This window comes from Nocardioides sp. (assembly GCF_036503465.1).
In the GTDB taxonomy this organism is placed as follows: domain Bacteria; phylum Actinomycetota; class Actinomycetes; order Propionibacteriales; family Nocardioidaceae; genus Nocardioides.
Genome location: NZ_DASXWU010000098.1, coordinates 1 through 20085 on the forward strand (window position 1 = coordinate 1; position 20085 = coordinate 20085).

Consider the following 20085-nt stretch of genomic DNA (forward strand, 5'->3'; position numbering starts at 1 on the left):
CCACCAGTGTCCAGGTCTTCGACCCCGCCCGGCTCGACCACTACCTGGAGGTCCTCGAGCTGCCCGAGGAACAGCACGCCCCCCTGCGCGCCCTCATCGACCGCGAAGCCACGACAGCCTGAACCACCCCCACCCGACCGATCAGCGGCCGGCACCCAACGTGCGAACCCGGTCGATCGCCATGGCCGGGAGGGAGCGGACGACGGACTTGCGAGTGTTGCTCTCCGTCACCAACGAGTAGTCCCGGCGGCGCTTGAAGATGATCGTGTCCGGGACGACCAGGTGGCGCCAGCCCGCGTCGAGGGTCTCGATCGTGAACTGGAAGTCCTGGTAGGACAGGCCGTTGGGCACGTCGCGGCTGACGTAGGGGATCTCCAGGTGCGCCTCACGCGGGGCCATGCAGAGCGAGTCGTAGCAGTGCCGCACGTAGAGGTAGTGGGGGGTGAACAGGGGCGAGTCGTCGGGGATGTTCACGAGCACCGACCGGGTCCCGTCGAACACCATGTTGAGCTCGGGATGCGCGATGGCGCGTTCCCCGCGCTCCGCAGCAGCGTCGAGGGCGACCACGGCTTCGGCCAGCCAGTTCTCGCTGAACAGGTCGTCCGCGTCGAGGAAGGCGATCAGGCGCCCGTCGGTGCGGGGCAGCATCGCGTTCCTGACCCGGCCGAGGTCACCCTCGTCGTACTCCCACCGCTCCCAGTGGTCGAAGCGCGGTTGGCGGACGTACGCCGTGGTGGCGTCGGTCGCGCGGTCGAGGCCGATGACGGTCTGCACGGTGAGCCCCGCCGCGCGAGCCGCGGCCACGGCCAGGTCGGCCGACCTCATCGTCGGTCCGCACACGGCCGTCTCGTCGTGTGCCGTGACGATCAGGGTCAGGTCCGTGGTCACGAGACGGCCTCCTTCTCGGCGGACTCCCCGACCGTGTCGTCGAGGCCCAGGAGGACCCTGGCGACCTGCCGGTCGTAGGCGGCCTCGGTGCGTTCGCGCAGCATCCGCTCCCGCAGGCCGGCCGCCCGGCGGCGCGCCTCGCCCGGGTCGGCGAGCACCTCGCGCAGAGCCGTCACGTACGCGTCGGGGTTCTCGTGGTCGGGGACCGGCCAGGCGTCCTCGGTCGAGAGGACCTCGCCGGTGCCCCCGATCTCGGTGGCGACGAGGGGCACGCCGGTCATCGCCACTTCGAGCAGCTGGCTGGGCACGCCGTCCCACGCCGAGGTGTAGAGCCAGGCGTCCGCGTCACCGAAGTCGAGCTCGGTGATGTGCTGGTAGGGGCCCTGCAGCTTCACGTTGCTCGGGGGCTCCTCCAGGAGAGGTGCGCCGAGGACCTCCTCGCCCCACATCCGGAACTCCACGTCGGGCATCCGACGGGCGATGTCGAAGACGAGGTCGATGCGCTTCTGGCGGTCGAGACGGCCGGCCCAGTAGACCTGCGGACGAGCCGCGGGGTCGCGCTCGGGAACGGGCGCGAGCGCCAGCTCCGGATCGGCGGGCGCCCGGAAGACGTGGATGCGGTCCTGGGCCTCCTGGGGGAGCTGGTGCCGCTCCACGAGCCAGTCACGCAGGTAGGCGCTGTCGGTGATCACGCCCTGGACGAGATCCATGGAGCGGTAGAAGTAGCGCAGCGGGAGCCCCACCCAGTTCCCGAGGGCGAGCTGCTCGTTGCCGAACATGACGAGGAAGATGCGCTGCGTGGCCGCGAGCGCCTTCCCGTAGGGGTTGAGCGCCTGGTAGAGCAGCATCGAGTTGATGCTGATCACGGTCTCGGCCCGGAAGGAGCGGATCAGCTCGATGAGCGCCCGTCCGGCGGAGTCCTGGTCGATCCGCCCGAGGAGCGCGACGAGGTCGATCTCGCGCACCCCGTCCGGGAACCGGCCGTGGGGTGCCTTCCCGCCCTCGTCGGTGTAGACGACCACGATCTCGGACGGGTCGATGTGCCGGGCGAGCGCATGGGCGAGGTGGCCCTCCGCCCGGCGGCCCCAGCCCCAGCGCGGGTCGCTGACGACCAGCAGGACACGCGCGCGTGTGAAGCCTGCGGCACGCTGCGCGGCGTAGATGGCGGACACCTGGTAGGCGTTGGTCTCGTTGAAGAACGGGTGGATCTTCGGCTTGGTGGTCTCGGGCCAGACGTCGCCGATGAGGGGTTCGACCTCGGCGGCCTTGGCCACCATCTCCCCGAGTCGTCCTGTCCGGAGCCGGCGTTGGAGGTCGAGGCGCAGCTCTCCGAGGATGGCCGCGAGCTCGGGGACCGACCGGCCGAGCACAGGCGCCAGTAGATCGAGTCCGGGGGCCGGGTCGGCGATCTCGCCGGCAGCCCTGCCCTCCTTGAGCCAGGCGACGTACGGGCTGCTGACGGTGCCGCTGACCCGCGCCGGGTGGCGCGCGAGGTACTTCCTCATGTCGAAGTTGATCTCGGGGCTCGCCTTGGCCCCCGGGCCGTTGTCGAGGAAGACCTCGAGCGGGTCGCCGTCCTCGGTCAGCAGGTGCCGAGCCTGCAGCAGGAAGTGGGTCAGGTCGAAGCTGTCGTAGGCGGCGTCGTAGTCGGCGTCGATGCCCGCAGGGCGCATGCGCCGACGGACCCGGGCCAGCCCTGCGTCGAAGACCGGGCCGACGTTGGTGGGCTCGTCACGGGGGTCCGGGACGGCGCGCGCCCTGCCCTGGCGGTACCTCGCGGCAGCTCGCACTCGTAGTCGGCGGGCCCGCCGTGCCACCCCCCTCGCCACGCGTCGGGGATCCGGCATGTGGTTCCTTCCGCATCGGTGGTTCACCCGTCCGTGGCTGGATCACGCACTCCGGTCCGGGCCTGGCGCTGACGTATCGTAGCCGCGGCTCACCGCGCTCCTCGCCCTGGGCCGTCGGCGCGGCGCTGCTCCGGTTTCGCCTATCGTGAGCGCATGAGGCGGCTGGTGAACCGACGTCGGCCGCAGGTCGGCGTCGTGGTCCCGGCGTACGGCGTCGAGGCGTGGTTGCCATATTGTCTCGCGAGCCTCATCGCGCAGCGTCACCGCGCCTGGACGGCGGTGGTGGTCGACGACGGCTCACCGGACAGATGCGGCGAGATCGCCGAGGAGTACGCCGCGCGTGACGACCGCATCCGTGTGGTGCACACCGTGAACCAGGGGCTGGGTGCCGCGCGGAACGAGGGGCTCCGTCATCTGGACACCGACTACGTAGCCTTCCTGGACAGCGACGACATGTTGCCGCCGGCCGCGTACTCCAGCATGGTGAGCCGGCTCGAGGCCACGGAGTCCGACTTCGTCGCAGCGTCGTTCCAGCTCTGGGACGAGGGGAAGCTTCAGGAGCCTCGCTGGATGCGACGGCTGCACCGGGAGAAGCGCTCCGGGATCAGAGCGGACGAGCACCCTGAGATCCTCGGCGACGTCTTCGCCTGGGACAAGCTCTTCACCCGGTCCTTCTGGGACGCGGCCGGCCTGAGCTGGCCGGAGGGCATCCACTACGAGGACCAGCCGTGCACCACGGCCGCCTACCTGCGGGGCCGGTTCGACGTCGTGCCGGACCACGTCTACCGATGGCGGATCCGTCCGAACGGCACCTCGATCACCCAGCAGCGGGCATCCGTGCCCGACCTGGCCGACCGACTCGAGAGCAAGCGGCTCTCGCTGGCCCTCGTCCGTGCCGAGGGCACGCCGGGCGCCCAGGAGGTCTTCCTCGACCGGGTGTTGGCCGGGGACATGTGGCGCTACTTCCTGGAGCTGCCGAACGGGGACGACGAGTGGTGGAAGCTCCTGCGTGAGGGTGTCGACGAGCTGTGGGGCGACCGTTCCCTGGTGCACAGCGGACTGATGCCCGTCCACCGGCTGATCGGGTGGCTGGTCCAGCACGACCGGCGGGACGAGGCGACGGCGGTGGCGGTGTTCCTGAGCGAAGGACGCTCCGTGCCGCGCACCGCCGACGGTGCGGCCCTGGACGCCGCGGCGCTTCCCGGCCTCGACGCCTCGACCATCGACCCGGTGGCGCTGCGGTTGCGCCCCCATGAGGTGAGGTCGTCCGACTGAGCATGGACGCCGAGCGTATGCACCGCCACTGCGCCGCGAAGCCGGGCGCCTGGCCCGACTGGCCCTGGGAGGAGCACGGGCACCCCGTGTTCAAGGTGGGCCCGGGGGAGCGGGGCAAGATCTTCGCCTTTCTCGGGCAGGCCGGTGTCGGCGTGAAGGCCGCACGGAGTCGGGAGGTGGCCGACGAGTGGCTCCAGCGGTACCCGGGGAGCGCGACGGTGATGGCCTACATCGGCCGCTCGGGGTGGAACGACCTGTCCTTCGACGGCCGGATCCCCGACGAGGAGCTGGTCGACGCCGTCGACGAGTCCTACCGGCTGGTCGTGGAGGGACTGCCCAAGAAGCTGCGCCCCGACGGCTGGAACGCCTGAAGCGACTCTCAGGCCTCCTCGTGCTTCGGCGCCTCGAGGGCCTGGGTGCGCTTGCGCTCCAGCCTCTCGATCCGGGCGTCGACGATCGACTGCTTGCTGGAGAGCACCCGCACGAGGTTCCCCGCGGTGCCGATCAGGACGAACACCGGCCACGGGAAGCCGTGCCCGGCGAAGAACCAGATGGTCCAGCAGATCAGGTTGGGGATCAGGAAGCCCATGAACGCCTCACCGAGCTTCTCCCGGTAGTAGCCCTGGGCCTGCCGCTGGAGGTCGGCCCGGGGGGCGAGGTTCACGGCTGGGACGCCGGCATCCGCGGCGAGGTCCAGCAGCGGCGGCACGAGGTCGCCGTAGGTCTTGGCCCGGTCGACCTCGGTCGTCCGCTCGTCGAGCTCGTCCCGGTCGAGGCGGCCCTCGGCGTACGCCTCGGCCAGCGCGTCGTGGACCACGGCGCGGTCGCGGTCGGAGGCCCGCATGGTGGCGTACGCCGGGTCGCGCGGGTCGTGCTGGAACCGGCTCCAGAGACCGCCGTTGCTCCCCGTGGTCACCTCGTCATCGTAAGGCGGCCGTCACGCGCGCGGCGCTGGTGAGGTGGTCCGCGCGGCCGGACGAGGTCAGCGGCGCCTCCACGACACCCCCGTCGCGGTCCGAGGCGTGCAGCAGCACGTCGGGCTCGACCACGAGCCCGACGTGATGCACCGGCTGCCCGGGCCGGGCGAAGAAGTAGAGGTCCCCGCGCCGTACCTCGCCCACCGGCACCGCCGGCAGCGCTGCGGCCTGGTCCCGGGCGTCCCGCGGCACCACCGTCCCGAGGGCCCGGTGCACGAGATGCACCAGGCCCGAGCAGTCGATGCCCTGCCCGCTCACGCCTCCCCAGACGTACGGCGTGCCGAGCAGGCTGCGCGCCAGCTCGATCACGTCGTCCAGCCCCTGCGGGAAGGTGCCCTCGGGGACGTGCAGCTCCGGGGCCTCGGTGCGCTCCGCCCCGAGGTGGGAGGCGTCCACCCAGCCGGGATACCCCCGCCCGTCGAGCGGGCACGGCTGCCAGGGCAGGACCACCTCGACCCTCCCGTCACGCTCCGAGCCGGTCGTCACCACCGGCTCGCCGGCGAGGGCCTCGGTGACCCGGTCGTCGCGTTCCGAGCCGGTCGACCCCCGCCAGACCGGCGCGACGCCGGCCGACACCACGCGCAGGGTCATCGGGTGACCTCGGCCCAGGCCGCGGCGGCGATCCGGGCGATCCCGGCCTCCCGCTCCTCCTCGGTCCCCGGCGCCGAGACCAGGACGGCGAGGCCGACCGGGCTCAGCCCCGGGGCCCGGACCAGCGCCACGTCGTGGTTGACGTTCGTGATCCACCCCGTCTTGTTGCCGATGACGAGTCCGTCCGGGAGCCCGGCGGGGATGCCGCTGCGGTACTCCTGGGCCTGGAGCACCTGCTCGCACGCCTCGCTCGCCTCGGATCCGGCGAGGCGTCCTTCGGCGAGGGCCACCATCAGCCGAGCCATGTCGTCGGCGGTGATCATGTTGTCGATACCGGCGTCGCGCGCCGGGTAGTCCTCGATGCCGCGCACGATCGCGGTCCGCTCGGAGCATCCGGCGGCGGCCAGGACGGCCGCGACCTCGTCTGTGCCGACCTCGTCGAGGACGAGGTCGGTCGCCAGGTTCCCCGAGACGGTCACCATCCGGTGGACCAGCACCCGGAGGGTGACCTCGGAGCCGAGGGCGGCCCAGGTGTCCGGATCGGAGTCCTCGGCGGGGTCCAGGGAGAAGCGGTGTCCGGCGCTCTGCGAGGCGAAGTCGTTGTGCACGACCACCGGGCGATCGAGGTCGAGCCGTCCGCGCTCGACGAGCCGGTACGCCGCCACCAGGATCGGCAGCTTCATGATGCTCGCCGAGTAGTGCCGGGCGTCCGGCTCGACCGACACCCGCGGCTCGACCTCACCCGCGACCCGGGCCACGACCGAGACGGTCCCGCTCCTCCTGATCGACTCGACGGCGGCGGACAGCGACGGATCGGCGTACGACAGGTCCACCCCGGCATCGTAGGACGCCGCACCGTGCGGAGGACGGCTCGATCGGGCACGGGCCGGGCATACGATGCCGACGGCGTGACACGGTCGAGCCTGGGAGGGGGCCGAGATCTTGTCTGCGGGGAACCGCTGGCTGACGATGATCGTCGTCGTTCTGTTCCTGGCGGCGGTCCTGGGCGGCGCACTGAGCTGGCGCACCCACGGCGACCGTGCCGACGCGGCGACCCGGCAGCACCGGTACGGCGCGGTGCTGGCGGCCGCCGACACCGAGGTGACCGCCTTCGTGAACCTCCGCTACGACCGGGCGTCGGCGTCCGTGGATGCCGTCGCGGCGGGAGCGACCGGCAGCTTCCGCGACCGTTACGTCCGTTCGGCCGCGCGGGTGATCCGGGTGCTGGAGCACAACCGCTCCTTGATGACCGGCAAGGTCGTCTGGTCCGGTGTCTCCGACGTCAGCCGCGACCGCGCAACTGTGATCGTGGCGACCACGGGCACCGTCTCCAACACGCGCACGCAGGGTGCCCGGGAGCCCCGCGCGTTCCGGTTCCGGGTCGCGCTGCTGCGCGTGGGCGACCGTTGGCTGACCTCGGACCTCGAGTTCGTGGGTGACACCGGGTGAGCCGGCGGACGACCATCGCGCTCACCGCGTGCGCACTTGCGCTGGCGGCGGCGATCGGCGGCGAGGCGGCGTACCTGTGGGGCTCCTCCACGCCCACCCCGAGCGCCGAGCGTCCGATCGTGGTCGGCGACATCGACGCCCAGGCTGCGGTCGACACCGCGGCGAGCGACGCGGCGGCCATCTTCAGCACCTCGTCGCGGCGGTACGACGCCCACGTGGCCCGGGCGACGTCCCTGATGACCGACGACATGGCCGAGCGCTACCGGAGCACCGCTGCCCAGGTGCGCGAGCGCGTCGTGGCCGCGGGGACGACCACGACCACCCGGGTCGCGGCTTCTGGCGTGGTCCGGGCGACCTCCGAGCAGGTGCTGGCACTGTTGTTCCTGGACCAGAGGACGACCACCCGCGGCGGGCCGCCGTCGTACGCCGCCCGTCGCGCGCTGGTCACGATGGTGCACAGCGACGAAGGCTGGCTGGTCGCCAACGTGCAGACCCGATGATGGGAAAGTAGCCCCGTGGCACATCACGACACCGACCTCGCCGTCATCGGAGCCGGGCCCGCCGGCCTGTTCGCCGCCTACTACGCCGGGTTCCGCGGGCTGCGGGTCGCCGTCGTGGACTCCCTGCCGGAGCTCGGCGGCCAGGTCACCGCAATGTACCCCGAGAAGCAGATCCTGGACGTCGCCGGCTTCCCCTCGATCAAGGGCCGCGACCTGGTCGAGGGCCTCGTGGAACAGGCCAACACCGCCGAGCCGGAGTACCTCCTCGACCGCACCGCCACCGACCTGACCAGCACCGACGACGACGTCACCATCACCCTGGACGACGACACGACGGTGACCGCAAAGGCGCTGCTGATCACGGCGGGCATCGGCAAGTTCAGTCCGCGCCCGCTGCCGGCCGGCGACGGCTGGCTGGGGCGCGGCATGGAGTTCTTCGTGCCCAGCTTCGCGCCGTACGCCGGCAAGGACGTCGTGATCGTCGGCGGTGGCGACTCGGCGTTCGACTGGGCGGTCCACCTCGAGCCGGTCGCGAAGACGATCGCCCTGGTCCACCGGCGGGACGCCTTCCGAGCACACGAGCGCACGGTGCAGGCGGTGCGCGACTCCTCGGTCGAGATCATCACCAAGGCCCAGGTGACCGGGCTGTTCGGTGAGCCGACCGTGTCGGAGGTCGAGATCACCGTCGACGGCCAGGAGCCGGAACGCCGTCCGGCCCAGGCTGTGGTCGCCGCCCTCGGCTTCGTGGCCGACCTCGGCCCGCTCCAGCAGTGGGGGATCGAGGTCCAGAAGCGTCACATCGTGGTCGATGCGGCGATGCGCACGAACCTGCCGCGCGTGTTCGCGGCGGGAGACATCACCGAGTACCCGGGGAAGGTGCGGCTGATCGCGGTGGGCTTCGGTGAGGCCGCGACCGCCGTGAACAACGCGGCCGTCGTGATCGACCCCTCGGCCCACGTCTTCCCCGGGCATTCGAGCGAGGGCAGCTGAGCCCGGGCCGATGAGCTCAGACCGCTGACGCCGCGCCCACGGGGGCGGGGCTGACGTTCCGTCGCGACGCCCGGACCAGGTGGATGCTGGCGAGCAGGCGCACAGGGCGAGCACCAGGCGCCTTCCCGTTGCTCGCGCCGCTGAGCGCCCGCGAGACCGACGTCCTGCGGCTGCTGGCCAGGGGAGTCGAACGCCGAGATCGCCGAGGACCCGTACGTGGAGCCGTCGACGGTCGAGACGCGCGTCGCGAACGTGCTCGCCAAGCTCGGCGTGCGCCACCGGGTGCAGGCCGTGGTGTTCGCGTTCGAGAACGGGGTCGTGGGGGTGTGACCCGGTCGACAGCGCGGGTCGCCGGGATGTCCGGTTAGGGTCGTGCTACCGGCCGGTAGCGACGGCCGATCCGACCCCTGACCAGGAAGGCTGGACGTGCGCGTCGCCCTGCTGTCCTACCGCAGCAAGCCGCACTGCGGCGGCCAGGGCGTCTACGTCCGGCACCTGAGCCGTGAGCTGGTCCGCCTCGGGCACGAGGTCGAGGTGTTCTCGGGCCAGCCCTACCCGCGGCTCGACGAGGGTGTGCGCCTGACCAAGGTGCCCAGCCTCGACCTCTACCGCGAGCCCGATCCCTTCCGCACCCCGCGCCTGCACGAGTACCGCGACCTGGTGGACCTCCAGGAGGTCGCGACCATGTGGACCGCCGGATTCCCCGAGCCGCGGACCTTCAGCCGTCGCGTCCTCCGGCTCCTGCGAGACCGGGCAGGCGACTACGACGTCGTCCACGACAACCAGTCGCTCGGGTCGGCGCTGCTGCGCGTCGAGGAGCTGACGGGACTGCCGCTGGTCGCCTCCGTCCACCACCCGATCAGCATCGACCGCCGGATCGACCTGGCCGACGCACAGGGCTGGAAGAAGCGGCTCTCGCTGCGCCGCTGGTACGGCTTCGTCCGGATGCAGGCCCGGGTCGCCCGTGGGATGCGGATGGTCCTCGTCCCCTCCGAGTCCTCCGAGCGCGACGTCGTACACGAGTTCGGCGTCGCGGCCGACCGCGTCCGGGTGGTCCCGCTCGGCGTGGACGACGGGTTCGTGCCGCCGTCCGAGCCGCGGGTGCCCGGCCGGATCCTGGCGATGGCCAGCGCCGACGCCCCGCTGAAGGGGGTCGCCACCCTGCTCGAGGCGTTCGCCAAGCTGCGCACCGAGCGGTCCGACCTCGAGCTGCTCCTGGTCACCCGACCGGTCCCGGGCGGACGCACCGAGCGGCTCCTCGACCAGCTCGCGATCCGTGACCACGTGCGGTTCGTACACGGGGTCAGCGACGCCACCCTCGTGCATCTGATGGGCTCGGCCGAGGTGGCCTGCGTGCCCAGCCTGTACGAGGGCTTCTCCCTCCCGACCGCGGAGCTGATGGCGACCGCCACCCCGCTGGTCGTGTCGCGGGCCGGGGCGATCCCGGAGGTGGTCGGGCCGGACCGGCTCTGTGCCGACCTGGTCACCCCGGGGGACGTCGGGGAGCTCGCGGCGGCCCTGGAGGCTCTGCTCGACGACCCGGAGCGTCGTGCCCGGTACGGCGCCGCCGGCCGTCGCAGGGTCCAGGAGATGTTCAGCTGGCGTGCTGCCGCGGCCGCCACCGCCGCGGCGTACGAGGACGCCATCACCCAGCACAGGAGGGCTAGTGCTGACCGTTGACTTCGACCGGCTCGGGCTCCGGCCGGGGGAGCGGGTGCTGGACCTGGGGTGTGGCGCGGGGCGGCACGCCTCCGAGATGTACCGCCGGGGTGCCGACGTCGTCGCGTTCGACCAGGACGCCGACGAGCTGGCCCGGGTGCGCGACCTGTTCGTGGCCATGGCGCAGGCCGGCGAGGTGCCCGACGGCGCGGAGGCCGACGTGAAGGAGGGCGACGCGCTCGCGCTCCCCTTCGCCGACGGCGAGTTCGACCGGATCGTCGCGGCCGAGGTGCTCGAGCACGTGCCGGCCGACATCCTGGCGCTGTCCGAGCTGGCACGGGTGCTGCGCCCCGGCGGCACGATCGCGCTGACCGTGCCGCGCTGGTTCCCCGAGCTGGTCTGCTGGAAGCTCTCGCGGGAGTACCACGACACCCCCGGCGGCCACATCCGCATCTACAGCGACGCCGAGCTGGTCGGCAAGGCCGAGGGCGCAGGCCTGGTGTACGACGGGCGTCACTACGCGCACGCCCTCCACTCGCCGTACTGGTGGATCAAGTGCGCGGTCGGCGTCGGCAATGACGACCACCCGCTCGTGAAGGCCTACCACCGCCTGCTGGTCTGGGACATCGTGAAGCAGCCGCGGACTACCCGGTGGGCCGAGCGCGCGTTGAACCCGGTGCTCGGCAAGAGCCTGGTGGCCTACCTGCACAAGCCACCTCGCGGGGACGACGATGCGTCCTGAGCTCCTGAGGCCGCAGGAGGTCGTCGCGTCGGGGGCGGCGATCGAGTCCGTGCAGGAGCCCGACGGGGCGATCCCGTGGACGGTGGGCGGTCACGCCGACGTCTGGAACCACGTGGAGGCGGCGATGGCGCTGCTCGTGGCCGGCCGGCTCGAGGCCGTGGACCGCGCCTGGTCGTGGGTACGGATGACGCAGCGCGCCGACGGGTCGTGGCCGCTGAAGGTCGCCGGCGGGACGGTCGAGGACGCGAGCGGCGAGGCCAACATGGCGGCGTACGTCGCGGTCGGGGTCTGGCACCACTGGTCGGCATGCCGAGACGTGGGCTTCGTCGCCGCGCACTGGCCCGTCGTACGCCGCGCCCTGGACTTCGTCTGCGCGCTCCAGCTGCCCTTCGGCGGGATCGCCTGGTCGCAGGAGTGGTACGACGGGCGGCCGGCGACCGTCAACCGGGAGGCCCTGCTCGCGGGATCGTCGAGCATCCATCACGCGCTGCGGGCCGGGCTCACGCTGGCCGAGCTGCTCGACGACCCGCAGCCGGAGTGGGAGCTCACCGCCGGTCGGCTCGGGCACGCGCTCCGCGAGCACCGTGACCGGTTCCTGGACAAGTCGAGCTTCTCGATGGACTGGTACTACCCGGTGCTCGGCGGCGCGGTCCGCGGGGACGCCGGCCGGGCCCTCCTCGACTCCCGGTGGGCCGACTTCGTCGTGCCGGGCCTGGGAGTGCGCTGCGTCGACACCAACGACTGGGTGACCGGAGCGGAGACGTTCGAGCTGGCGCTGGCCCTCGACGCGCTCGGCGACCGGGAGCGGGCACGTGCGATGTTCGGCGACGCGCAGCACCTCCGCCAGGCCGACGGCTCCTACTGGACGGGTTTCGTCTATCCCGACCGGGTCAACTGGCCGGCCGAGCACACGACGTTCACGACCGCCGCAGCCCTGCTCGCGCACGACGCCCTGGCCGGAGTGACCGGGGGTTCCGGCATCGTGCGGGGCACCGGCCTGGTGCCCGAGCCGGAGCCGCTGGCGCTGGAGTGCGGGTGCGCGTCAGCCGACGCCCTCGCCGGCCGTGCCTGAGACGCGGCGCAGCACCCGCAGCGAACCGACCGCCTCGACCTCGACGTAGGCCAGCGAGGCCAGCGCGCGCAGGTACACGTCGTACGGCGGCCGCCCGCCGTCGGAGGGATCGGGGAACACGTCGTGGATCGCCAGAAACCCGCCCGGCATCACCCACGGCGCCCACCCGGCGTAGTCGGCGTGCGCCGGATCCGGGCCGTGGCCACCGTCGATGAAAAGCAACGACAGGGGCGTGCGCCACCAGGTCGCGACCGCCCGGGACTCGCCGACGACCGCGACCACGACGTCCTCCAGACCGGCCTCCTCGATCGTGCGCCGGAAGAAGGGCAGCGTGTCCATCCGGCCGGTGCGGGCGTCGACGAGCGTCGCGTCGTGGTGCTCCCACCCCTCCTGGTTCTCCTCAGAGCCGCGGTGGTGGTCGACGGTGAACACGATGCCCCCTGCCTTCCGGGCCGCCGCGCCGAGATAGACCGCGGACTTGCCGCAGTAGCTCCCGATCTCGAGCACGGGGCCGTGCGGGAGCCGCTCCAGCGCTAGCCGGTGCAGGGCCCGGCCCTCCTCGTCCGGCATGAAGCCGCGCACGGAAGGGGCTGCCGCCAGGGGGTCGTCGTGGTCGTCCACGCGAGGCGACGCTACCTCCGCTGCGCATTCCGGGGTGGGCCTCCTCAGGGTCTGAAGGTGAGCACGACCGCGGTCCACGTGCCGGTCGCCGTCCCGGTCGCGGTGTAGCTCCCCGCCCTGGTCGGCGCCTGCCAGGCTCGGCCGAGGTAGCTGCTGCCGACGGCGAAGCTGTCGCCGGCCTGCCACGGCGCCGCCCACCCGGGTGGCTGGCTGCCGCCGACGATCCCGACGATGCCCAGCACGAGCTCGGACGCACTGGTCGTCGTCTTGGTCGCACCCGACGAGAAGGTGCTGGTCTGCCCGGTGGCGACGGCACTGCGATCGAGAGCGCTGACTCCCGTGAGATCATCGACCGTCATGCGGTAGCTGCTGGACGCCGGCAGCTTCGCCGTGATCTGGTCTCCCGCGGTCAGCGCCTTCGTCACGGGCGCGTAGAACGTCAGCAGCTCCGCTCCGGTGCGATCGGTGGCGCTGAGCCCCGCCTTGTAGACGTTTCCGGCGGAGTCGGTGACGGTGTACGGCTTCTTCGAGCCGCTGCTCACCTGCAGGGTCACGACCACGAGATCGCCGGTGGGCACCGGCCCGGAGACAGTCGCAGTGGCGGTCGTGCTGCTCGAGCCCGAGCTGCCCGTGGCGACCGTTCCGACGTAGCCCGGCGCGGGCTTGACGGTGACGGTCTGGGTGGCGGTGTCGGTGAGGCCGGCGGTGTCGGTGACGGTGACCTTGACCGTGTAGGTTCCGGCGGCGGTGTAGGTGTGGGTGGCGCCGGCGTTGGTCTGGCTGCCGGTGCTGGTGCCGTCACTCCAGTCGAAGGCGTAGGTCAGGGTCTGGCCCTGCGGGTCGGTGGAGGCGGAGGCGTCGGCGGTGACCGCGACCGGCGCGGTTCCGCTGGTCGGGGAGACGGTGAGCCTGGCGGTGGGCGGCGACGGTGGCGGGTCGACGGTGACGGTCTGGGTGGCGGTGTCGGTGAGGCCGGCGGTGTCGGTGACGGTGACCTTGACCGTGTAGGTCCCGGCGGCGGTGTAGGTGTGGGTGGCGCCGGCGTTGGTCTGGCTGCCGGTGCTGGTGCCGTCACCCCAGTCGAAGGCGTAGGTCAGGGTCTGGCCTTGCGGGTCGGTTGACGCCGAGGCGTCCGCCGTGACATCCACGGGCGTCGTCCCCGTCGACGGGGAGACGGACAGCCGCGCGGTGGGTGGTGCCGGCGGGGCGGTCACGGACACGGGCTGGCCGGCCAGTGCGCTGACCCCGTCTGTGTTGGTCACCGTCAGCGTCACCGTGTACTGCCCCGGCGTGGTGTAGGTGTGGGTGGCGCCGGCGTTGGTCTGGCTGCCGGTGCTGGTGCCGTCACCCCAGTCGAAGGCATAGGTCAGCGGCTGTCCTTGCGGATCGGAGGACCCCGACCCGTCGGCGGTGACCTGGACCGGAGCGGTCCCGCTGGCGGGGTCCACGGACAACGCCGCGGTCGGTGGGTTGCTGGGTGTCGCGACGGCGACCGTGGCGGTCGCCTGGCCGGTCAGCCCCGCGGTGTCGGTGACCGTCGTGGTGACCGTGTAGGTGCCGGGCGTGGTGTAGGTGTGGGTGGCGGTGGGCGAGGACTGCGCGGCGCTCACGCTGCCGTCGCCCCACTCGAAGTCGTAGGTCAGGGCCTGTCCCTGCGGGTCGGTGGACGCCGAGGCATCGGCGGTGACGGGGAGTGGTGCGGTGCCCGAGACCGGCGACACCGAGAGCTGCGCCGTCGGAGCGACCGGGGCCGGACTCACGACCACGGCATCGCTCGCGCTGTCGGTCAGGCCGGCGCTCTTGGTGACCGTCACCGTCACCGGGTACGTGCCTGCACCGGAGTAGGTGTGGGTCGCGGTCGCGCCCGTCTGGGGACCGGAGGCGGTGCCGTCACCCCAGTCGAAGCTGTAGGTGAGCGCCAGGTGACCGGGGTCGGTGGAGCCCGAGGCGTCCGCGGTGACCTGGACCGGGGCCGTGCCGCTCCTCGGGGTCAGCCGGATGGTGGCCACCGGGCTGCTCGGTGCCGGCGCGACGTCGGGCTGGTACTCGTAGGCGCCGAGGTCGTCGTAGAGCCGGGGTCCTTCGGCGTTCGAGTTGTCCGCATCGGGATCGTCGACGCGCGGGTTCCCGAGCACGTCGTGGTCCTGGGCGTCGGGCAGGGCGGAGTTGCCGCGGTCGACGGCGGGCGACCCGGCGGTGAGCTGGAAGTTCCGGGCGGCCACGTCGAGGAACCCGGGTGCCGCCTGTACGCCGTGCTTCTCCTGGCCGGTGGCGTTCTGCATCGCTGCCAAAGAGGTGTACGTCGTGCCGTAGGCGTACATGACCCCGGCCTTCGACAGGTACACCAGGTTGTGGTCCACGGTGGTGCTGGCCGGTGCCGAGTCCCAGATGCCGATGTTGCCGGCGCGCCGCGAGCAAGAGATGCCGTTGTAGGCGGGGTAGACGGCGTTGTCGACCGCGATGTTGTTCTCGACCGTGTAGTTGCCCGACGTGCCCTCGACGTTGATCCCGGACGTGCAGTTGTGGAAGACCGTGTTGGAGATGATCCGGCCGCCGGTGACGTTGAGGTCGTCGATCCCGTGGTCGCCGTTGTTGTAGGTGACGTTCAGCGCGGCGAGCCCGTTGTCGCCTCCGGTGTAGAACTGGATCCCCGAGTCCTCGTTGTCGTGGGTGACGTTGCGCAGCACCACGTTGCCCGGGGCCGTGACGTCGATCCCGTTGGCGTTGCGTTCCCATCCGTAGGCGTTGTAGCTCGCCTCGTTGTCGGAGATGACGTTCCCGGTGCTGGTGTTGGTGATGTAGAACCCGTGTCCGGAGTTGTGGTCCGACACGTTGCCCTGGACGGTGGAGCTGTTGGTGGTCCGGATCGAGATCCCGTTCGCGGTCGCGCCCTGGAGAGGTCGGCCCGACCCGGAGACGGCGTTGCCGGTGATCGTGATGTGGTCGCTCTTGGTGACGTAGACCCCGTCGCCGACACTGCCGGTGAACGTCAGGTTCGACAGCACGATGTAGCTGCGCGTGGAGATGTAGGCACCGTCGCTGGCCCCGGTGCCGATCACCGGGCTGCGCCCCGGCCATGCCGTGATCGTGATCGGGCTGCCGGCCGTCCCCGACACGGTGGGCTTCACCGGTTCGGCGTACGTGCCGTTGCCGACGTAGAGCGTGCTGCCCGGCTGCAGCAGACTGACTCCCTTGCTGATCGTGCAGAAGGGGACTGCTCCGCTGCCCGGGCCGGTGTCCGCGCACCCGGCGACCGTCTTGTCGACGTAGTACTCGGTGCGGACCGGGGCCGGAGGCGGCACACCGATCGTGTACTCGTCCATGACCGATCCCTGGGAGCAGGTGTAGTCCTCCTTCGAGGAGCTCTCGTCGCAGATCGCCTGGAGGCGCAGGCCGGTGTCGGAGACGTCGACGCGGAGGTGTGACAGGTGATAGGCCCGGAAAGCGGTACGCGGATCGGTGCTCGACCACGGCAGCTCGAGTGAGCTGGGGGCACCGACCGTGACGTGGGTGACCCCCTGGATCGGCTGGAACCGCTCGTAGTCGTGCGAGTGGCCGTTGATGTTCAGCACGTACTTGTTGTAGGTGGCGCCGAAGCCGTCGAGGATGGTCGCCAGCTGAGCCTCGCCGGTGTGGTATCCGGTGGAGTAGGCCGGTCGGTGGCCGTAGGTGATGATGTACCGGATCGCCGGGTCGTTCTGGGCCTGGGCCATGAGGGTGTTCGCCTTGGACTGCCAGTCGGCCCAAGCCCCGGTCCACGGCTCGGGATAGGCGATGAACCGGACCGGCCCCGCGTCGAACCAGCCCCAGTCGTCGCCGCAGCAGGAGATGTCCGGCGACCCGGGTGACGCCTGCGCGTTCGGCATCAGCAGCCGGCCCTTGTAGTTGCGCAGGTCGTCCGACCCCGGCACGTCGTACTCGTGGTTGCCCCAGGCCGGCATGTAGGCCGCGCTGGTGCCCCAGGAGTTCATGACGTCGTTGAAGTGCTGGTCGATGACGCTGAGCGAGGAGCCGGTGGAGTTGGCGTAGGTCAGGTCGCCGACCATGAGGACGAACGACGGGTCGTCGGCCGCGATCGCGCTCAAGGTCCCGGCGAGGTGACCGAAGGTCTGGGTGTCGCCGATGTCGCCGATCGCGTCGAAGCGGAAGGACCCGGTCGGCGGGGTGTGGAAGGTGAAGTCCGGTCCACCACCGATCGAGTAGTGGTACGTCGCGCCCGGCGCGAGGCCGCCGATCTGGGCCTGCCAGTACGGGCCCGGGGAGGACCAGGGGGTCCACTGCGGGGCCACCCCGGTCGTGACGTTGCCGTAGCCGCTCGTCGGGCCCCACCGCACGTCGGTCGCGGTGCCACGCCAGTCGATCGCCACCGAGGTCTGCCCGCTGAACGTGTAGTGCACCTCGTCGTCCGGGACGTCGGCGTAGCTGCGCGGGGTGATGCCGAGGACGGCTGCCACGAGCGCGATCGCGAGGAGCACGGGCCTCCAGGGCACGCTGCGTCGACCGAGGCACGGCGGCTTCCCAGCCCGGGCAGTTGGCATGGATCGCTTCCTCCCATGTGCCCGAGGCCGCGTTCATGCTAGGAGCCGGTCATCGGGCCGCGGATCGCCTGAACGGCGTACGCCACTACGGCGTTTGAGGGAGTGAGGCTCCGTCCCGGCAGCCGGGACGGCTGTCCCGGCAAGTCGGGACGCGTGCCTCTGACGCCGGCTGGTCCGCAGCGCCAGAGTAGGTGGCACGGCAGGGAACGAGAGGGGGAGCGAGATGGATCGACTGACCGAGCGCGAACGCGAGGTGCTGACGCTGATCGCGCGGGGTATGTGCAACCGCGAGATCGCGGGGGAGCTCTACGTCAGCCAGGCCACCGTGAAGACCCACGTGGCGCGGGTGCTGCGGAAGATGGGCCTGCGCGACCGCACCCAGGCGGTGGTGGCGGCGTACGACCTGGGGATCGTGCTGCCCCGGAGCATGGACCGGTCGACCCAGGTCCTGCTCGCCTGGGCCTGACTCTCGACACAGCTGGTGAAAGGTTCACTCGAAGGACACCCGACGGCCGTCCTCACTCAGGAAACGACACGCTCGGCGGAATCGATACAGCCCGCCGGCGCAGGCCACCACGGGTTACGCTGCGCGAGGCCATCTTTCGCACGCGGGAGGAAACCCACTGTGACGAGACCTTCTGAGGGCGCGAGCAGAGTCATGCCTCGGCTGAGCCTCGACGTCAATGCTGCGGAGTCTCGCGAGTACTCCAGGGCCGACCAACCGGACAGCTTCCGACGCCTGGCGGACCCCCTCGAGTACGCTGCGGTCGATGTGCCCGGGTCCCTCCGCGAGCTCACGGAGCCGCGCGAACCCACCGGGGTCGACCTTCCGGACATATTCCAGGAATCGGCAGAGACTTGCGAACTCACGCGAACTGATTCGCCGAGACGCTCTGCCGATCACTCCCAGGCACTACTGCGTCTCATCCGCCACGCCGTGCCCCGCGACTCGGCCGCCCAAGCCACGGCGTTCACCATGCTCGGGCGTGCTGCCAAGCGTCTTTCCGACGCTTCACCAGCGGTTCTGGATTACGGGTGTGGAGTGGGCGGCAGCGTCGACGCCTTGCGGAAGGAACTGCCGACGATGTCGTACACCGGGATCGACCTGCGGATTCCTCCCGGCGCTGGCGAGGACCGATCGCTCGAATTCGTTGCCTATGACGGCGTCGATCTGCCCTTTGGTGACGACAGCTTCGACCTGTGTTTCACGAAGCAGGTGCTCGAGCACGTCCTGGACCCGCAGGCTGCAGCTCGGGAGATCGCACGCGTGTTGCGCCCAGGCGGCATGTTGGTCGGCTCCGTCAGTTTCCTGGAGCCCTATCACGCGTTCAGCACGTTCAACTGGACGCCTTATGGCTTGGTTACAGTCCTCGAGCAGCACGGCCTTCGCGTCGACGAGGTGCGGCCCGGTATCGATGGAGGCACCATGTTCTTCCGGGCGCTGCTCGGCAGGGAGCGCTTCCGGCAGTTCTTTTCGCGAACAAGCGAATACAACCACCAGCTCGAGACCAAATATGCGTCCGACCCGGTCGCGCTCCGTAACGCTAGAAAACTGTCTGTGTCGGGCCACATCTGCTTCTTGGCTACAAAGGCAGTCGAGTAGTTCGAGCAACTGGAAGCCTACGAGTGCCTGGCGTTCGGCCTTCTTCGGCGGCTGCTGACCCGTTAGCGACCCACGATCGCTAGGGTGCCGGGATGGCATCACGTGCATCGAACTTCTGCATCGACGCAGCCGACCCCTACGCCCAGACCATGTGGTGGGCCCAGGTGCTCGAGGACTTCACCGTCGACGACTCGTGGGAGATGAAGCCCGACGACGAGGAGTGCGGGCTCACCGGACCGGACGACCGCTACCTGCTGTTCCTCCGTGTGCCCGAGCCGAAGACGGTCAAGAACCGCATGCACATCTGCCTGCGCCCCACCGACCGCAGCCGCGACGAGGAGATCGACCGGGTCCTCGGCCTCGGCGCCACGCTGGTGAACGACCTCCGGAAGGGCGACAGGGGCTGGGCGGTGCTGGCCGATCCGGAGGGCAACGAGTTCTGCGTGCTGACGCCGTACCAGCCCTCGACCGACACAGCGGGGTGACCACGAGGTCGGTAAATCGCTGGTGACGATTTCGTGAAGGTCTCTAGCCAGGAGCGCACTGCGGCCGATATGTTCGCGCACGGAACATAAACCGGTACGGCGGCGGCCCCGACGTACCCCCGGACTGAAGGGCGCAGCCGAATGCGCAGGACCACAGCTTCGATCGGAATCCTCGGAGTCGCGGCGGCACTCAGCCTCACCGCGTGCGGCTCGAGCAACAGCAGCAGCCCCGCCGCGGGCAGCTCCGGCGGCAGCGGCGGGGTCACGGCCGCATGCAAGCTGGACAACCCGCCGAAGAGCGGGGCGTCCCTGCCCAAGCAGGTCGACCTCGGCAAGGCCAGCGGCAAGGTCGGGGTGATCCTGCCCGACACCACCTCGTCGACCCGGTACACCCTCTACGACAAGCCTCTGCTCACCAAGGCGCTCAGCGACGCGGGGATCACCCCCGACGTGCAGAACGCCCAGGGCGACAAGAGCAAGTTCGCCTCGATCGCCCAGCAGATGATCGGCGAGGGCGTGAAGGTGCTGATCATCGACTCGATCGACCAGGCGTCCGGCGCCGGTGTGGAGAAGGCCGCCGCCCAGGCCGGCGTCAAGGTCATCGACTACGACCGCGTCAACCTCGGTGGCAGCGCGCCGTACTACGTCTCCTTCGACAACGAGGACGTGGGCAAGCTGCAGGCACAGGCGCTCCTCGACTGCCTCAGCCAGCAGGGTGTCTCCTCGCCGAAGATCATCGAGATGGACGGCGGCACCGACGTCGACAACAACGCGGTGCTGTTCCAGAAGGGCGCGAAGTCGGTCTTCTCCGCCAACAACGTCAATGTGGTCTCCGACCAGGTCGTCAA

Annotated in this window: 20 protein-coding genes; 13 read left to right on the forward strand and 7 right to left on the reverse strand. The window is 70.9% G+C overall.

Features of this window, described 5'->3' with window-relative positions:
- Positions 1-141 precede the first annotated feature (141 nt).
- Positions 142-888 carry a glycosyltransferase family A protein gene (locus VGK78_RS18535; protein ID WP_331529211.1) on the reverse strand — a complete coding sequence of 249 codons (747 nt, stop codon included), beginning with the start codon at positions 886-888 and terminating at the stop codon, positions 142-144.
- Positions 885-2561 (reverse strand): glycosyltransferase family 4 protein, encoded by a 1677-nt coding sequence (locus VGK78_RS18540; RefSeq protein ID WP_331529212.1) that lies wholly within the window; start codon positions 2559-2561, stop codon positions 885-887. The genes VGK78_RS18535 and VGK78_RS18540 overlap by 4 nt, the downstream gene beginning before the upstream one ends.
- Before the next feature lie 327 nt (positions 2562-2888).
- Between VGK78_RS18540 and VGK78_RS18545 the strand changes: the two genes are divergently transcribed.
- Together VGK78_RS18545 and VGK78_RS18550 are read left to right on the forward strand one after the other, a co-directional pair.
- On the forward strand, positions 2889-4010 hold the full coding sequence (locus VGK78_RS18545; RefSeq protein WP_331529213.1) for a glycosyltransferase family 2 protein: 1122 nt from the start codon (positions 2889-2891) through the stop codon (positions 4008-4010).
- Positions 4011-4012: 2 nt separating this feature from the next.
- Positions 4013-4381 carry an MmcQ/YjbR family DNA-binding protein gene (locus VGK78_RS18550; RefSeq protein WP_331529214.1) on the forward strand — a complete coding sequence of 123 codons (369 nt, stop codon included), beginning with the start codon at positions 4013-4015 and terminating at the stop codon, positions 4379-4381.
- An 8-nt stretch (positions 4382-4389) separates the two neighbouring features.
- Here VGK78_RS18550 and VGK78_RS18555 read toward each other — a convergent pair whose 3' ends face one another.
- The 3 genes from VGK78_RS18555 to VGK78_RS18565 are packed head-to-tail and all read right to left on the reverse strand — an operon-like array spanning position 4390 to position 6411.
- Entirely contained in the window at positions 4390-4926 is a 537-nt protein-coding gene (locus tag VGK78_RS18555; protein WP_331529215.1) for a DUF1707 domain-containing protein, read from the reverse strand.
- Positions 4927-4930: 4 nt separating this feature from the next.
- A complete protein-coding gene (locus VGK78_RS18560; RefSeq protein ID WP_331529216.1) occupies positions 4931-5578 on the reverse strand; it encodes a C40 family peptidase in 648 nt (215 codons plus the stop codon).
- On the reverse strand, positions 5575-6411 hold the full coding sequence (locus tag VGK78_RS18565) for a serine hydrolase (RefSeq protein ID WP_331529217.1): 837 nt from the start codon (positions 6409-6411) through the stop codon (positions 5575-5577). Before VGK78_RS18565 ends, VGK78_RS18560 begins: the two co-directional genes overlap by 4 nt.
- A 136-nt stretch (positions 6412-6547) precedes the next feature.
- On the opposite strand from VGK78_RS18565, the gene VGK78_RS18570 reads away from it, so the two are divergent.
- From VGK78_RS18570 to VGK78_RS18600, 7 genes are all read left to right on the forward strand, one after another.
- The gene (locus tag VGK78_RS18570; protein ID WP_331529218.1) at positions 6548-7027 is read left to right on the forward strand and encodes a hypothetical protein; all 480 of its coding nucleotides are present in this window, start codon (positions 6548-6550) and stop codon (positions 7025-7027) included.
- Positions 7024-7527, forward strand: coding sequence for a hypothetical protein (locus VGK78_RS18575; RefSeq protein WP_331529219.1), 504 nt, complete (start codon positions 7024-7026; stop codon positions 7525-7527). The genes VGK78_RS18570 and VGK78_RS18575 overlap by 4 nt, the downstream gene beginning before the upstream one ends.
- 15 nt (positions 7528-7542) lie before the next feature.
- Entirely contained in the window at positions 7543-8517 is a 975-nt protein-coding gene (locus VGK78_RS18580; RefSeq protein WP_331529220.1) for an NAD(P)/FAD-dependent oxidoreductase, read from the forward strand.
- 216 nt (positions 8518-8733) lie between these two features.
- The gene (locus tag VGK78_RS18585; RefSeq protein ID WP_331529221.1) at positions 8734-8847 is read left to right on the forward strand and encodes a LuxR C-terminal-related transcriptional regulator; all 114 of its coding nucleotides are present in this window, start codon (positions 8734-8736) and stop codon (positions 8845-8847) included.
- 96 nt (positions 8848-8943) lie between these two features.
- The gene (locus tag VGK78_RS18590) at positions 8944-10197 is read left to right on the forward strand and encodes a glycosyltransferase family 4 protein (RefSeq protein ID WP_331529222.1); all 1254 of its coding nucleotides are present in this window, start codon (positions 8944-8946) and stop codon (positions 10195-10197) included.
- Positions 10184-10918, forward strand: a complete 735-nt coding sequence (locus VGK78_RS18595) for a class I SAM-dependent methyltransferase (RefSeq protein ID WP_331529223.1) — start codon at positions 10184-10186, stop codon at positions 10916-10918. Before VGK78_RS18590 ends, VGK78_RS18595 begins: the two co-directional genes overlap by 14 nt.
- Entirely contained in the window at positions 10908-11990 is a 1083-nt protein-coding gene (locus VGK78_RS18600) for a prenyltransferase (protein ID WP_331529224.1), read from the forward strand. Before VGK78_RS18595 ends, VGK78_RS18600 begins: the two co-directional genes overlap by 11 nt.
- Here VGK78_RS18600 and VGK78_RS18605 read toward each other — a convergent pair.
- Both VGK78_RS18605 and VGK78_RS18610 read right to left on the reverse strand, forming a co-directional pair.
- Positions 11961-12611 (reverse strand): class I SAM-dependent methyltransferase, encoded by a 651-nt coding sequence (locus VGK78_RS18605; RefSeq protein ID WP_331529225.1) that lies wholly within the window; start codon positions 12609-12611, stop codon positions 11961-11963. The genes VGK78_RS18600 and VGK78_RS18605 overlap by 30 nt on opposite strands.
- Positions 12612-12655: 44 nt before the next feature.
- Entirely contained in the window at positions 12656-17101 is a 4446-nt protein-coding gene (locus tag VGK78_RS18610) for a PKD domain-containing protein (RefSeq protein WP_331529226.1), read from the reverse strand.
- Positions 17102-17372: 271 nt separating this feature from the next.
- Here VGK78_RS18610 and VGK78_RS18615 point away from each other — a divergent pair, with 271 nt between their 5' ends.
- From VGK78_RS18615 to VGK78_RS18630, 4 genes are all read left to right on the forward strand, one after another.
- Positions 17373-17615: a response regulator transcription factor gene (locus VGK78_RS18615; RefSeq protein WP_331529228.1), complete on the forward strand. Its 243-nt coding sequence runs from the start codon at positions 17373-17375 to the stop codon at positions 17613-17615.
- Positions 17616-18086: 471 nt separating this feature from the next.
- Complete coding sequence (locus tag VGK78_RS18620; RefSeq protein ID WP_331529230.1) at positions 18087-18752, forward strand: class I SAM-dependent methyltransferase; 666 nt, start codon at positions 18087-18089, stop codon at positions 18750-18752.
- Positions 18753-18844: 92 nt separating this feature from the next.
- Positions 18845-19237 (forward strand): VOC family protein, encoded by a 393-nt coding sequence (locus VGK78_RS18625; RefSeq protein WP_331529231.1) that lies wholly within the window; start codon positions 18845-18847, stop codon positions 19235-19237.
- Between the two features lie 141 nt (positions 19238-19378).
- The coding region (locus VGK78_RS18630; RefSeq protein WP_331529232.1) for a substrate-binding domain-containing protein at positions 19379-20085 on the forward strand (707 nt) is incomplete at its 3' end.